At 48.1% G+C, this 14466-nt stretch carries 16 protein-coding genes; 8 read left to right on the forward strand and 8 right to left on the reverse strand.

The window, feature by feature from the left end; translation table 11 throughout:
* The first annotated feature begins 83 nt into the window (after window positions 1–83).
* Window positions 84–632, forward strand: a complete 549-nt coding sequence (locus CAG69_RS00505; protein ID WP_005394003.1) for a gamma carbonic anhydrase family protein — start codon at window positions 84–86, stop codon at window positions 630–632.
* A gap of 7 nt (window positions 633–639) precedes the next feature.
* Here CAG69_RS00505 and CAG69_RS00510 read toward each other — a convergent pair whose 3' ends face one another.
* From CAG69_RS00510 to CAG69_RS00525, 4 genes are all read right to left on the reverse strand, one after another.
* On the reverse strand, window positions 640–903 hold the full coding sequence (locus tag CAG69_RS00510; RefSeq protein ID WP_012841273.1) for a DUF1488 domain-containing protein: 264 nt from the start codon (window positions 901–903) through the stop codon (window positions 640–642).
* A gap of 3 nt (window positions 904–906) precedes the next feature.
* Window positions 907–1740 (reverse strand): shikimate dehydrogenase, encoded by an 834-nt coding sequence (gene aroE / locus CAG69_RS00515; protein ID WP_161442166.1) that lies wholly within the window; start codon window positions 1738–1740, stop codon window positions 907–909.
* 101 nt (window positions 1741–1841) lie between these two features.
* A complete protein-coding gene (hemF, locus tag CAG69_RS00520) occupies window positions 1842–2759 on the reverse strand; it encodes an oxygen-dependent coproporphyrinogen oxidase (RefSeq protein ID WP_045607943.1) in 918 nt (305 codons plus the stop codon).
* A 47-nt stretch (window positions 2760–2806) separates the two neighbouring features.
* A complete protein-coding gene (locus CAG69_RS00525; RefSeq protein WP_161442168.1) occupies window positions 2807–3364 on the reverse strand; it encodes an L-threonylcarbamoyladenylate synthase in 558 nt (185 codons plus the stop codon).
* A gap of 198 nt (window positions 3365–3562) precedes the next feature.
* Here CAG69_RS00525 and purE point away from each other — a divergent pair, with 198 nt between their 5' ends.
* The gene (gene purE, locus CAG69_RS00530) at window positions 3563–4048 is read left to right on the forward strand and encodes a 5-(carboxyamino)imidazole ribonucleotide mutase (RefSeq protein ID WP_161442170.1); all 486 of its coding nucleotides are present in this window, start codon (window positions 3563–3565) and stop codon (window positions 4046–4048) included.
* A 4-nt stretch (window positions 4049–4052) separates the two neighbouring features.
* Complete coding sequence (locus CAG69_RS00535) at window positions 4053–5186, forward strand: 5-(carboxyamino)imidazole ribonucleotide synthase (protein ID WP_161442172.1); 1134 nt, start codon at window positions 4053–4055, stop codon at window positions 5184–5186.
* Between the two features lie 65 nt (window positions 5187–5251).
* Here the strand turns inward: CAG69_RS00535 and CAG69_RS00540 are convergent, their stop codons facing one another.
* The 4 genes from CAG69_RS00540 to CAG69_RS00555 all read right to left on the reverse strand — a co-directional run bounded on the left by CAG69_RS00540 (window position 5252) and on the right by CAG69_RS00555 (window position 8567).
* Window positions 5252–5821: a DNA topoisomerase family protein gene (locus CAG69_RS00540; RefSeq protein ID WP_161442174.1), complete on the reverse strand. Its 570-nt coding sequence runs from the start codon at window positions 5819–5821 to the stop codon at window positions 5252–5254.
* 76 nt (window positions 5822–5897) lie between these two features.
* A complete protein-coding gene (locus CAG69_RS00545) occupies window positions 5898–6377 on the reverse strand; it encodes a DUF494 family protein (protein WP_005379074.1) in 480 nt (159 codons plus the stop codon).
* A gap of 2 nt (window positions 6378–6379) precedes the next feature.
* Entirely contained in the window at window positions 6380–7489 is a 1110-nt protein-coding gene (gene dprA / locus CAG69_RS00550) for a DNA-processing protein DprA (protein ID WP_161442176.1), read from the reverse strand.
* Window positions 7473–8567, reverse strand: coding sequence for a LysM peptidoglycan-binding domain-containing protein (locus CAG69_RS00555; protein WP_161442179.1), 1095 nt, complete (start codon window positions 8565–8567; stop codon window positions 7473–7475). The genes dprA and CAG69_RS00555 overlap by 17 nt, the downstream gene beginning before the upstream one ends.
* Before the next feature lie 138 nt (window positions 8568–8705).
* On the opposite strand from CAG69_RS00555, the gene def reads away from it, so the two are divergent.
* The 5 genes from def to CAG69_RS00580 all read left to right on the forward strand — a co-directional run bounded on the left by def (window position 8706) and on the right by CAG69_RS00580 (window position 14464).
* On the forward strand, window positions 8706–9224 hold the full coding sequence (gene def / locus CAG69_RS00560) for a peptide deformylase (protein WP_005379068.1): 519 nt from the start codon (window positions 8706–8708) through the stop codon (window positions 9222–9224).
* Window positions 9225–9257: 33 nt separating this feature from the next.
* Window positions 9258–10205 (forward strand): methionyl-tRNA formyltransferase, encoded by a 948-nt coding sequence (gene fmt / locus CAG69_RS00565; RefSeq protein WP_161442181.1) that lies wholly within the window; start codon window positions 9258–9260, stop codon window positions 10203–10205.
* Between the two features lie 80 nt (window positions 10206–10285).
* Window positions 10286–11569 carry a 16S rRNA (cytosine(967)-C(5))-methyltransferase RsmB gene (gene rsmB, locus CAG69_RS00570; RefSeq protein ID WP_005394040.1) on the forward strand — a complete coding sequence of 428 codons (1284 nt, stop codon included), beginning with the start codon at window positions 10286–10288 and terminating at the stop codon, window positions 11567–11569.
* A 63-nt stretch (window positions 11570–11632) separates the two neighbouring features.
* Entirely contained in the window at window positions 11633–13009 is a 1377-nt protein-coding gene (gene trkA / locus CAG69_RS00575; protein ID WP_005394041.1) for a Trk system potassium transporter TrkA, read from the forward strand.
* Window positions 13010–13018: 9 nt separating this feature from the next.
* A complete protein-coding gene (locus tag CAG69_RS00580) occupies window positions 13019–14464 on the forward strand; it encodes a TrkH family potassium uptake protein (RefSeq protein ID WP_006742925.1) in 1446 nt (481 codons plus the stop codon).
* The last annotated feature ends 2 nt before the right edge of the window (window positions 14465–14466 follow it).

Below are 14466 nucleotides of genomic sequence, written 5' to 3' on the forward strand. Positions count from 1 at the left end.
GGGTGTTTTTTATTCTAAAAGGCGAGTTTTCACTACTATTCTACCTCCATGTCCCCTGTACTCGCCCCTAATAAGGAGAAAAGATGAGCTCAATTAGAAGCTACAAAGGTATAAAGCCTCAACTTGGTGAGCGTGTTTACGTTGACTCAACCTCAGTGTTAGTCGGAGATATCCGTATTGGGGACGATTCTAGCATTTGGCCATTAGTAGCGGCACGAGGCGATGTGAACCACATTCACATTGGTGATCGAACGAATATTCAAGATGGCAGTGTTTTGCATGTCACCCATAAGAACGCCGAAAACCCAAACGGCTACCCACTTATAATTGGCAATGACGTTACGATTGGCCACAAAGTGATGCTGCACGGTTGTGAGATACACGATCGTGTATTGGTTGGTATGGGGGCGATTGTTTTAGATGCTGTCGTTATTGAATCAGAGGTGATGATTGGAGCGGGCAGTTTAGTACCGCCAGGAAAGAGATTAGAAAGCGGTTATCTTTATGTCGGTAGTCCAGTAAAACAAGCTCGCCCTCTATCAGAGACAGAACGAGCTTTTTTGCAAAAGTCTGCCAATAACTATGTTCAAAACAAAAACGACTACTTACATGAAGTAGAAGACTTGAACTAAAGGTCTGTTAGCCGATGATAATATGGCCTTCTTCGTTGAAGGCTTCATCTTCTATTAACTCTTCTGCTATTTCTTCCAGATCAAATCGGTAGTCAATAAAAGCAGAGAGCACGGCCTGCTCCGTATCTAACTCTGAGCCAGATAACTTTTCTAACTTTTGTTTCGTCACAAAGCATTCTATTAGCGCACCAGATTGTTGCGCCGCAAAGTTTACTGATTGTGACACTTCATCCCATGATTGCATGTCTGGGAATAAGATGGATTGATTCATCGCTTATTGACCTTCAAGGTTCTTTCTTAATTCACGCAAAATCTGTTTAGCTCCAGGACGAAGACCGCGCCATAACATAAAACTCTCAGCAGCTTGGCCAACTAACATACCTAAACCATCATAAGCATGTGCCGCACCGTGTTGCTTAGCCCATTGGTTAAATGCGGTATCACCTTTGCCATACATCATGTCGTAGCTTGTACTATTGGCGGCGAACACCGAGGAAGAGATCGCAGGTAACTCACCACTCAATGATGCAGACGTAGAGTTGATTATGACATCGAACTCTTCAGCAATGGTATTCATCTCGTTTGCTGTAACAGGACCATATGCAGAAAACAATTCTGCCAATTGTTCGGCTTTAGAAAATGTACGATTAGTTATCGTTAGAGATGTTGGTTTTTGATCGAGCAATGGTTTAATCACTCCTCGAGCGGCACCACCAGCTCCTATGATCAGGATGCGTGCGCCTTCTAAAACGACTTGATGTTGCAACAAGTCCTGCACTAAGCCTGCACCATCAGTGTTATCACCAATGATTTCACCATCATCAAGCTTCTTAAGTGTATTCACTGCTCCAGCAAGCTGAGCACGCTCGGTCAAACGGCTGGCAAATTGATAGGCATCTTCTTTAAAAGGCAAGGTCACGTTACAGCCTTTGCCGCCGTCAGCAAAAAATGCTTTCGCCGCCTCGATAAATCCACCCACAGGCGCACACTCTGCGGTGTATGTAAGGGACTGATTCGTTTGACGAGCAAAGAGTGTATGGATAAATGGCGACTTGCTGTGCCCGATAGGGTTACCAAACACGGCGTAACGATCGATTTGCGGGTTCATGTCCTTACCTTTATTCCTTACCTAGATATAGAGAAAACAGGGCCATCTGATTACAGATGACCCTATCACTATCTATCTATATAGAAAAGGAGATTCCGTGCTTACCATTCGCGTGGTTTCAGGTATCGATCGTAAAGTTCGGCTTCAGGCGTTCCTGCTTCTGGTTCGTAGCGGTACTCCCATCGCGCTAACGGCGGCATCGACATCAGAATCGACTCGGTACGCCCACCACTTTGTAAACCGAATAAAGTGCCACGGTCGTACACTAAGTTGAACTCAACATAACGACCACGACGGTAAAGTTGGAATTCACGTTCGCGCTCGCCATATTCGATGTCTTTACGACGAGACACGATCGGCAAATAAGCTTGGCAATAGCCTTCACCCACCGCTTTGATGTAATCAAAACACTTATCAAACTCCCAGTGATTCAAATCATCAAAGAACAAACCACCAACACCACGAGTTTCATTTCGATGTGGCAAGAAGAAGTACTTATCACACCACGCTTTGTGTTCAGCATATACTTCTTCACCAAATGGGGCACAGATTGCCTTAGCTGTATCGTGCCATGACTGACAATCTTCTTCGAAAGGATAGAAAGGAGTCAGGTCGAAACCACCACCAAACCACCAAATTGGGTCTTCGCCCTCTTTCTCGGCGATAAAGAAACGCACATTCGCATGAGAAGTTGGGACGTAAGGGTTTTTGGGATGGATAACCAAAGAGACCCCCATCGCTTCAAAACGGCGACCCGCTAGCTCCGGACGATGTGCCGTCGCAGATGCTGGCATTTCTTTCCCTTCAACATGTGAGAAGTTCACGCCACCTTGCTCGAAAACAAGGCCATCACGTAGAACACGTGAGCGCCCACCGCCACCAAGACGCTCGCCCGGTTCACGATGCCATGCATCCTCGACAAAGACGGCCTTTCCATCTTCTTGTTCTAACTGCTGACAAATGGAGTCCTGAAGTGACATCAGGAACTGCTTTACGGCGTACTTATCGATTGCTGACATACGTTATTACCTATTACGTGATACCGGTTGATGACTGGCAAGCAGGGTTAGCCCTGTCTTAATATTTGTGAAGTCTTGGCGTCACGAATCTCGCTGGGTTTATCACGACCGCTGGTTTCACCACGAAGAATGGCCACCAGCTTGTCACCCAATTGCTCTTCGACTTCTTCCGTGGTCATACACGGTGGCAAGCCGGAAAGATTCGCGCTGGTAGAGGTTAACGGCTTTCCGAATGCATTACACATTTTTTGCACCAAAGGATGATCAGTCACACGAACTGCAATTGAATCAAATTGTCCTGAAACCCAGTTGGAGACTTTATCGCTCGCTGGCATGATCCAAGTGTATGGACCAGGCCAAGTTGCATGAACGGTCGCTAATTGTGCTTGAGTCAGTTGAGATTCATCAATATACGGCAAGAGCTGCTCATAACTTGCGGCGATCAGAATCAACCCTTTTTCCACCGGACGCTGCTTGAGCTCCAGCAGTTTTTGAATTGCTTCTGGGTTATCTGGATCGCATCCGACACCAAAAACCCCTTCTGTTGGGTAGGCAATCACTTCGCCTTGTTGTAGTGCGTTGAGCACTTGTTCAAAGTTATCCACCGATTACTTCCTGATTGTCTGACTGTATTATTTTCACTAAGTGTACAAATATTCATTCTCAGACACTAAAGCAATTTTTTTATGAAATGTATCAATAGCGTTAAAGACGAGGCGCAAACGTTTGCTTGAGATAAAAATCCCCGTATAATGCCCCCAAATTTATGGCTCACCTTATTTTGTTGCTTGAAGGAGTTTGAGATGAAAGTCGGTATCATCATGGGTTCTAAATCCGATTGGCCAACCATGAAATTGGCAGCAGACATGCTGGATCAGTTTGGCGTATCTTACGAAACAAAAGTAGTATCAGCTCACCGCACTCCTCAACTATTGGCTGATTACGCAAGCAGCGCAAAAGAACGTGGTATCAAAGTTATTATTGCAGGTGCTGGTGGCGCCGCGCATTTACCAGGCATGGCGGCTGCATTTACTAGTGTGCCCGTACTTGGCGTGCCAGTTCAGTCCCGTGCATTGAAGGGCATGGATTCTTTATTGTCCATCGTACAAATGCCAAAAGGCATCGCAGTAGGTACTTTAGCCATTGGTGAAGCAGGTGCGGCAAATGCCGGCATTCTCGCGGCACAAATTCTCGGTACTCATGACGACAGCATTATGGAAAAAGTAGAAGCATTCCGCAATGAACAAACGGAAACGGTATTAGCTCACCCAAACCCAGCTGAGGATTGATCAGATGCATGTACTGGTTCTTGGAGCTGGTCAGTTGGCTCGAATGATGTCTCTGGCTGGTGCACCATTAAATATCCAAATTTCCGCTTATGATGTCGGGAGTGCAAACATCGTTCACCCACTCACTCAGCACGTATTAGGCCATGGTCTAGAAAATGCGATTGAACAAGTAGATGTCATTACCGCCGAGTTCGAACATATCCCTCATGATGTTCTCGATGTCTGTGAAGCAAGCGGAAAGTTTCTACCAAGCACAGAAGCCATCAAAGCAGGTGGTGATCGCCGTATTGAAAAAGCACTGCTTGATGATGCTGGCGTGCGCAACGCGAAATACTACGTCATTGAAACTCGTGAAGACTTTGAGCGCGCAATTGAACACGTTGGTATGCCAATGGTTCTGAAAAGTGCATTGGGAGGTTACGATGGTAAAGGTCAATGGCGCTTAAAAGAAGCTTCTCAAGTCGACGACATTTGGACTGAGATGGCAGAGTGCATCGCGGCAACACCAACTCAAGCGATTGTTGCTGAAGAGTTTGTTCCTTTTAACCGCGAAGTATCACTGGTTGGTGCTCGCGGTAAAGATGGCAGCGTTGAAGTGTACCCTCTAGCAGAAAACGTTCACATCAATGGCGTACTGAGCTTATCCACCACAATTGATGCGCCAGAACTTCAAGCGCAAGCCAAGCAGATGTTCACCGCTGTAGCTGACAGCCTGAATTATGTTGGCGTACTGGCATTAGAGTTCTTTGATGTCGATGGCACACTGTTAGTGAATGAGATTGCCCCACGCGTGCACAACTCTGGTCACTGGACACAGCAAGGTGCAGAAACGTGTCAGTTTGAAAACCATCTGCGCGCAGTATGCGGCTTACCATTAGGTAGTACGAAATTGGTTCGTGAAACCTCAATGATCAATATTCTTGGTGAAGACACACTACCAGAAGCATTGTTATCAATGGATGGTTGCCACCTTCATTGGTATGGCAAAGAGAAACGTGAAGGGCGAAAAATGGGACACATCAACGTGTGTGGCGACTACCCAGGAGAATTGCACCGTAGGTTGTGCGCTCTGGCAGACATCTTAGACCCAATAGCTTTCCCAGCCGTGCAAGCGTTCGCTAAACAGCCTCAGCACTAACGTTTGGCAGCAAAAAAACAAAAAAGGGTCGCACGATGCGACCCTTTTTAATTCCTTTGATGTATTTACCCTTGTTGGGTGTGCTGGCACTTACGATTGGCACATTGCAATTTCACACCACTGGCAAGTTTCTTCTCCACCAACAGAGTAAAACCACACTCTTCGCATCGCCCCTTGACCGGAGCAAGGTTCACAGCAAATTTGCATTTAGGGTAGTTATCACACGCGTAGAATGTTTTGCCAAATCGGGTTTTACGCTCAACCAAATGTCCTTTGCCACATTCAGGACACGCGTGGAGCTCTTGCGACTGCTTTTCTGGCTCTGGTTGATTAATCGACTCAATATGATGACAAGCCGGGTAGTTACTACAACCGACAAACATGCCGTAGCGCCCTTGGCGGAGTACCAACTCATTGCCACACTCAGGACAAGGCACACCCAACTCTTTCACGATGTGCCCATCATTGCTGTGTAGCGGTTTAATGTAATCACAGCTTGGGTAGTGGCTACAGCCAAGAAAGGGACCGTGTTTGCCATGTTTGAGGGTCAACTCGCTGCCACATTTAGGGCACGGCTCGTGTTCCAAAGCGTGTTCATGGGCAGAGAAAAGGGTGTTGTCGATTTTACTACTCATACTTACCGTTTCGTGAAAAACACACAAAAAGACAAGCTCGCGTTTATTCTAGCTAAACTCGAACTTGCCCAGATGGTTAGTGAAGAATCCCTTGTTCCTTGGTGTACAACAGCTCTTCCATTAGCGTGTAAGCGTTTTCGTTGCCCGGCACATTAAACAGCACCATCAGAATGATCCATTTGAGGTCTTCAAGCTCAAACTCACTCGTTTCTAATCCCATCACTCGGTCAATCACCATTTCGCGAGTTTCTGTGGTTAACACATTGATTTGCTCGAGAAACAATAGAAAACCTCGGCATTCCAAATCTAAACGCTGCATCTCTTTCGCTGTGTAGATACGAGTTGATGACGAAGCCATGCAAGTCGAGATTGCAGAAGAGGTGTCACTTTGCTGCAATGCGGCAAGCTCTTCTAACCAGACAAGGGCTTTGTAGATATCTTTTTGTTGGAAGCCTGCACGAAGCAACTCTTCTTCCAACTCGTCTTGTTCGACCTGTAACTCTGCATCGCTATGGATGTAGGTTTCGAATAGATACATCAGTATATCCATCATCATAGCTAGCCCCTCCCCTTTCGAATATAGCCACCTGAAACCGCAACGACATGCCCAGAGAGTTCTAACTCTAAGAGCTGCATCATGACTTCTTGGACAGGTATATTGGTCCTGTTTGCAAGAATATCAACCGGTGTAGCTTCACTTCCTACGTTAGCTAACAGCTGAGGAAATGGCAATTCTTCTTCATCATTTAACGTAGAAAATAAATCGGTACTCTGATTAATAGACCAATCAAGCAAGGACTGTATTTCATCTAAGACATCTTTCGTCTTTTCTACGAGGCAAGCGCCATGACGTATCAACTGGTTTCCACCGCTGGCATTAGGGGCATTTATCGAAGCTGGCAGCGCAAATACTTCTCGACCTTGCTCAAGCGCGTAACGAGCAGTAATTAACGAGCCACTCCTTTCCGCCGCTTCCACAACTAACACACCTAGCGATAATCCGCTAATAATGCGGTTTCGACGCGGGAAGTTTTCCGGGCGCGGCTTGGCGTTGGGGCGAAACTCAGACACCAAAGCCCCATGTTCAATAACACGTTGCGCTAAACCACGATGACGTGCCGGATAAATATTTTCTAAGCCAGATCCCAGCACCGCAATCGTCTTACCTTTTGCTTGCAACGCACCATCGTGCGCATGGCCATCAATGCCTAAAGCGAGACCACTGGTGACAATAAAATCGTGCTGAACAAATTCTGCGGCAAAGTGGCGTGCATGCTGTAAGCCATCAATACTCGCATTTCGGCTACCCACCATGGCAATTTGTGGTTGCGATAAAAAGGTGGGACTCCCCTCAACAAATAACAACGGAGGCGGCGCAACGATTTGTTTGAGTTGAGGTGGATAAAGCGGGTCAGTCAGTGTCAGGATATGATGACTTGTAGAAGCCTCAAGCCAGCTTAAACAAGCATCGACTTCTTTATCTGTTGAAGCCCAAGCTTGAATTTGCTTAGTTGTTAACCCAAGTTGTTGTAGCTGTTCAGGAGAGAAGTTTACGATGTTACGTGGCGTGTCTCTTGCCAGTAGCTTATTCATTTTGACGCCGCCAATGCCTGGCAAACAACTCAGTTTTAACCAGGCAGCGAGATCATCGTTATTTCGTCGATTCATCGATGGTTAATTCGTCCGCCAACGGTGACACCACCGAAATATCTTGGTTAATGGGTTTCTTACTGTTAGTGATCAGTGCCAAGCTAAAGTACTGATACGGACGAATCACAAGCAATTCGCCAACTTTACTCTGTGGCAGAGTGATTTTCTTATCAAGCACGCCAAACTCTTTCTTGAACTCATCGCCGTCTTTGTAAACTGGATGCGCGTCTTCTTTTAAATCAAACACACTGCCTTGCTTCAGATTGTCTGACGTGCCTTTATCAATCACCACGACTTGGTTAGTTGAACTAAAGCGAATACCTTCGATATTACCTAGCAACTTTGCCGAACTGCCTTGTGGCGACGGCAGCGGGTAGAACGTAGTCGTGAAGTCAGTATTCTCAACCGATTGATTTGGCAACGCGATATCGTTACGTAGAATTTCTTGCATCTGCGATGTAAGCTTCAAACCTGAATAATCACTCGAAGCTTCAACGAGCTCGCCTTTGGCAATCAAACGCAGCGCGGTAATATCTTCGGACACATCGTCACGCGAAAAGGTAGCTACTGGTCGGTAAATAGCCCAGCCTGTCGCGGTCTGCTTGCCATTGATATACAGCACATCTTCTGCCGTCAGATACTTACTGCCTTTGCTGCTACCCATCACTTTTGCTGCACTGTTCAACGCATCTTGATCCAGCAACCGATCCGATTTGAGGTAAGGCATCACCAAACCTTCCGCGACCGTTGGTACCGCTTTCTTTTCCGTGATGCGTGCTTTCGGGCTCAGCTTCTTAACCGGTTTTAGGCTCAATACGGGCTGACCGTTAATCCACACCAAAGACAGCTTGTCACCGGGATAAATTAAATGAGGGTTGTCGATTTCCGGGTTTACTTGCCATAAACGAGGCCACAACCACGGGCTATCCAAGTACATGGCCGAAATATCCCATAGCGTATCGCCCTTCACGACTACATATGTTTGTGGCGCATCATCTTTAACAGTCAGTGGGTTTGCATCCACATTTGCTACAGCGTTGAAAGAGAAAAGTAACGGCAACGTAACACTGGCAACGTTGCGGAAAATTCGATTCATGACCCTCGTCCTTGGTCTATTAAGCAGGAACCAGAATGGAAATTGGTGCAAGGATGCTGTCATTTAGGCTATAAAATGTCTAGAATTGAGCCAACAAGGTTTGTGCTGTTTCGGCACAGTTCAATATTTCGAGTGAATATGTCTGTATTACAAGTATTAACATTCCCGGATGATCGCCTGCGCACAGTCGCAAAGCCTGTTGAAGCGGTGACGCCTGAGATTCAAAAAATCGTCGATGACATGATTGAAACCATGTACGACGAAGAAGGTATTGGCCTTGCTGCAACGCAGGTTGATATCCACAAACGTATCGTAGTGATTGATATTTCAGAAACTCGCGATGAGCCGATGGTGCTAATCAACCCTGAGATTCTGGAAAAGCGTGGCGAAGATGGCATCGAAGAAGGCTGTCTGTCGGTACCAGGTGCACGCGCACTTGTGCCTCGCGCTGCAGAAGTTACCGTTAAAGCACTGGATCGTGATGGCAAAGAGTTCACCTTTGAAGCCGACGACCTGCTAGCGATTTGTGTTCAACACGAGCTTGATCACTTACAAGGTAAGCTATTCGTGGATTACCTATCTCCACTGAAACGCAAACGCATTCAGGACAAGCTAGCAAAAATCAAACGCTTTAACGAGAAGCAGCAAAACGCTTAATCTCGAACCATACCAATTAGAAGGAAGTCTACCTTGAGTCAGTCTTTACGTATTGTCTTTGCAGGTACTCCGGATTTCGCCGCCCGTCACTTGGCGGCGTTGTTGTCTTCGGAGCATGAAGTCATCGCGGTTTACACAAACCCAGATCGTCCAGCGGGTCGTGGCAAGAAATTGGCTGCGCCACCGGTAAAACAACTGGCGCTAGAACACAACATCCCGGTTTACCAACCTGAAAGCTTTAAGTCCGACGAAGCGAAACAAGAACTTGCCGATCTGAATGCCGATCTCATGGTTGTCGTGGCGTACGGTATGCTACTGCCACAAGCGGTTCTTGATACCCCTAAACTGGGTTGTATCAACGTACATGGTTCTATCCTACCTCGTTGGCGTGGTGCGGCTCCAATCCAACGCTCTATTTGGGCGGGCGACGCAGAAACGGGCGTGACCATCATGCAGATGGACATCGGTCTCGACACTGGTGATATGCTGAAGATTGCAACTCTGCCAATCGAAGCGACAGATACCAGCGCTTCAATGTACGAAAAATTGGCTGAGCTTGGCCCAGAAGCCCTGATTGACTGCTTAGCCGACATTGCTGCGGGTAAAGCAGTGCCAGTGAAGCAAGACGATGAGCTAGCGAACTACGCGAAAAAACTCAGCAAAGAAGAAGCACGCATTAACTGGAACGACGATGCGGCTCACATTGAGCGCTGCGTTCGTGCATTTAACCCATGGCCAATGAGCCACTTTGAGGCGGCAGAAAACAGCATCAAAGTATGGCAAAGCCGTGTGGCAGAGCAAACCAGTGACAAGCCAGCCGGCACTATCGTGCAAGCAGATAAAACCGGTATTTATATTGCGACAGGCAACGGCGTACTGGTGCTAGAACAACTGCAAGTTCCTGGCAAAAAAGCTATGTCAGTTCAGGATATTCTAAACTCACGTGCAGCTTGGTTTGAAGTCGGCACTCTGCTGGTTTAAGCCATACTAGGGGTTATTATCCCCAATAATACGAACTTTTAGAGGGCAGAGATGCCCTCCTTTACTTTAAGGTACTCATCATGAATGTTCGCGCTGCGGCTGCTAACGTCCTGTATCTTGTCGTCGACAAGGGCCACTCACTTTCAAGCGCTCTTCCAGCGGCTCAACAAACGGTACGACCTCGTGACCACGCTCTGCTACAAGAGATCTGTTACGGTGCGCTACGTTACCTACCTCGCCTAGAAATGATCGCAAACCAATTGATGGATAAGCCGCTCAAAGGCAAACAACGTGTATTCCATCACCTAATTCTGGTTGGTATTTACCAACTGAGCTTCATGCGCATTCCTGCGCACGCAGCTGTCGGTGAAACGGTTGAAGGCACTAAAGAGCTGAAAGGTCCTCGTCTGCGTGGTTTGATTAACGCAGTATTGCGTAACTACCAACGCAACCAAGAAGAACTCGACCAAATGGCCGTCAGCAACAACGCTGGCAAGTACGGTCACCCAAGCTGGTTACTAAAACTGCTGCAAGAGGCCTACCCACAGCAATGGGAAAGCATTGTTGAAGCGAACAACCAAAAAGCACCAATGTGGCTGCGTGTGAACCACCAACATCACACTCGTGATGAATACCTTGCGCTACTCAAAAATGAAAACATTGATAGCACGCCACACACAGAAGCAATGGACGCCATAAAATTGGCCGCACCATGTGATGTGATGAAGCTACCTGGTTTTGATAAAGGTTGGGTTTCGGTCCAAGATGCGGCAGCGCAGCTTTCGATCAACTACCTAAAACCACAAGACGGCGAACTGATTTTAGATTGCTGTGCTGCGCCAGGTGGCAAGACGGCGCACATTCTAGAGCGCACGTCGGGCAGTGAAGTGGTCGCGATTGACTGCGACGACACACGCCTGAAACGTGTGCATGAAAACCTGAAGCGTCTCAACCTTCAGGCAAAAGTGGTTTGCGGTGATGCGCGTAATCCACAAGAATGGTGGCAAGGCGAGCAATTTGATCGCATTTTGCTGGATGCCCCATGTTCTGCGACTGGCGTGATTCGTCGTCACCCAGATATCAAATGGCTACGTCGTGCAGACGACATCGCCGCATTAGCAGAGCTACAAAGTGAAATTTTTGATGCCATGTGGACGCAACTGAAGCCCGGCGGCACAATGGTTTACGCGACTTGTTCAATCACACCGCAAGAAAACGTGGAGCAAGTAAAAGCGTTTTTAGCACGTACCGCGGATGCGCAACTGCTGGATTCTGATCCCGACCAGCCTGGTCGTCAAATTCTACCAGGCGAAGAAGATATGGATGGTTTCTACTACGCAGTGCTAACCAAAACACACGCGTAACAGCATGCTAAATAGGGCGATTGGAGTGATTTCAATCGCCTTTTTCAGATACGAGAAAAGAGTATGAAGATCATTATTCTTGGTGCAGGTCAGGTTGGCGGCACACTGGCAGAAAACCTAGTGGGTGAAAACAACGACATCACCATCGTCGACAATAATGCCGACCGACTGCGTGAATTGCAGGACAAATACGACCTGCGTGTGGTCAATGGCCATGCGAGCCACCCAGACGTGCTGCACGAAGCGGGCGCACAAGACGCCGATATGCTCGTCGCGGTGACCAACACTGATGAAACCAACATGGCCGCCTGTCAGGTCGCGTTCACTCTATTCAACACCCCAAACCGCGTTGCGCGTATTCGCTCTCCAGAATACTTGGCAGAAAAAGAAGCCCTGTTTAAATCTGGCGCCATTCCTGTCGATCACCTTATCGCCCCAGAAGAACTCGTTACGAGCTACATCGAACGTCTGATCCAATACCCGGGCGCGCTGCAAGTGGTGAGCTTTGCTGAACAGAAAGTCAGCCTAGTGGCGGTAAAAGCCTACTACGGTGGCCCGTTGGTGGGTAACGCGCTGTCTGCTTTGCGTGAGCACATGCCACACATCGATACCCGTGTGGCGGCTATTTTCCGCCAGGGTCGTCCGATTCGCCCGCAAGGCACTACCATCATTGAAGCCGACGATGAAGTGTTCTTCGTCGCCGCAAGCAACCATATTCGCTCAGTGATGAGTGAACTTCAGCGCCTAGAAAAACCGTACCGCCGCATCATGATTGTTGGCGGGGGTAACATTGGTGCCAGTCTCGCAAAGCGCTTAGAACAAAACTACAGCGTGAAGCTGATTGAACGTAACTACCAACGTGCAGAAAAACTGTCAGAAGAGCTAGAAAACACCATCGTGTTCTGCGGCGACGCGGCAGACCAAGAGCTTCTTTCGGAAGAGAACATCGACCAAGTCGACGTCTTCATCGCGCTGACCAACGAAGATGAAACCAACATCATGTCTGCGATGTTGGCAAAACGCATGGGCGCGAAAAAAGTAATGGTGCTGATCCAACGTGGCGCTTATGTAGATCTGGTACAAGGCGGCGTAATTGATGTGGCGATCTCACCACAACAAGCGACCATTTCCGCCTTGCTGACGCACGTTCGTCGTGCCGACATCGTGAACGTATCCTCACTTCGCCGCGGCGCTGCGGAAGCAATTGAAGCCGTCGCTCACGGTGATGAAAGTACATCCAAAGTGGTTGGACGTGCGATTGGAGATATTAAGCTCCCACCTGGGACCACCATTGGTGCTATCGTTCGTGGCGAAGAAGTCCTTATTGCCCACGACCGTACGGTCATCGAGCAGGATGACCATGTGGTGATGTTCCTGGTCAACAAAAAATACGTATCAGACGTCGAAGCGCTATTCCAGCCGAGTCCATTCTTCCTCTAGGATTTTCCTATGGTCAACTTACGTCCCGTACTGTTTGTTATCGGGCTGGTTTTATCCAAACTGGCCCTGTTTATGTACGTGCCGACTTTGGTCGCTTTCTTTACCGGTACGGGGGGATTCCTCGATTTCGCCCAAGCCGTTGTGATCACGCACCTTGCCGCCTTCATTTGCCTAACGATCGGTCGAACCGCCAAGTTCAAACTCAGCGTACGCGATATGTTCCTCATCACCAGTTTGGTTTGGACCATCGCCAGTGCGTTTGCCGCCTTGCCGTTTGTGTTCATCAACCACATCAGCTTCACCGACGCCTACTTCGAAACGATGTCGGGTATCACCACGACGGGCTCAACGGTGCTCAGTGGCCTAGACAACATGGCGCCGAGCATCTTGCTGTGGCGCTCTATTTTGCAGTGGCTTGGGGGGATTGGTTTTATCGTAATGGCGGTGGCGGTGCTACCTATGCTCAATGTCGGTGGTATGAAGCTATTCCAAACCGAATCATCCGATTGGTCGGATAAAAGTAGCCCGAGAGCAAAAACGGTCGCCAAAAACATCGTAGCGGTTTATTTGATGCTTACTGGCTTATGCATTGTGGGCTACTTGGTCACCGGCATGAACCTGTTTGAAGCGATCAATCACGCCTTTACCACGCTATCAACGGGCGGATACTCTACATCCGACGGGTCGATGAACCACTTCTCTAATGGCGCACACTGGGTGGCCACTACCTTTATGTTCTTAGGTGGCTTGCCATTTTTGCTCTTCATCGCCGCGTTACGTAAACGCCGTATTGATGTGTTAGTTAACGACGCTCAAGTTCGAGGATTCGCGTACCTGTTCGTGTTCTCAAGCTTAGTGATTTCAGCCTGGTTAGTGATTCGAGACGGATACACCATTTTGGATGCGCTACGAGTGTCGATGTTTAATATCGTCTCTGTCGTCACCACAACCGGCTTTGGCTTAGAGGACTTCACCGCGTGGGGCGCATTACCCACAACTCTTTTTGCCTTCTTAATGATGGCGGGTGCATGTTCGGGGTCAACGTCTGGTGGGATCAAAATCTTCCGTTTCCAAATCGCAATGACACTGCTGAACAAACAGATGATGAAATTGATTCACCCTTCAGGTGTGTTTGTACAGCGCTACAACCAACGCCCAGTGAATGATGACATTGTTCGCTCGGTGGTCGCGTTTGGCTTGATGTTCTTTATCACCATCATCTTCATCGCGGGTTGCTTGAGTGCGCTGGGTTTAGACCCCATCACTAGCATCTCTGGTGCCATCACTGCGGTAGCCAACGTCGGCCCGGGTATGGGAAGCGTGATTGGACCGACGGGTAACTTCGCGCCTCTGCCAGATACCGCCAAGTGGCTTCTGAGCTTTGGCATGTTGATGGGCCGCTTGGAAATTCTGACTATTCTTGTACTGTTCTTCCCTGCGTTTTGGCGCCGTTAAGC

It is taken from the genome of Vibrio sp. V43_P6S15P86 (genome assembly GCF_009904725.1).
Lineage (GTDB): Bacteria > Pseudomonadota > Gammaproteobacteria > Enterobacterales > Vibrionaceae > Vibrio > Vibrio diabolicus.